The 276-nt window shown below is 46.0% G+C and carries 1 protein-coding gene; it reads right to left on the bottom strand.

Annotated elements, in window-relative coordinates:
• Window positions 1–276 (bottom strand): SIALI-17 repeat-containing surface protein (locus tag HMPREF2987_RS11105; protein ID WP_180364521.1); only part of this gene is annotated, 276 nt, incomplete at both ends.

Genomic DNA, 276 nt, shown 5'->3' with positions numbered 1-276 from the left:
CTTGGCGTAGAACCTTTTGAACTTGAAGCTTGAGAGTAGCATCCAAGTCTTGAGATAGTCCTGCTACCAGAACTCCAGTTTCCTTATCAGATAAGATTTGAACCTCTGCAGCTGGTTTTTCCACACTTGGAGCTGGCTCATTTCCCACAGTAGCCAATGTTCCTGTGTATTCTGGCAGCTCATTCTTGGCTGCTTCCACAGCATTAACGCTACCTGTAAATTCTGGGACTTCGTTCTTAGCGGCTTCTACTGCATTGACACCACCCTCAAATTCTG

Source organism: Streptococcus sp. HMSC067H01, from assembly GCF_001814775.1.
GTDB lineage: Bacteria > Bacillota > Bacilli > Lactobacillales > Streptococcaceae > Streptococcus.
The sequence above is the reverse complement of the archived record's forward strand: the minus strand, read 5'-3'. Positions and strand labels throughout refer to the sequence as shown.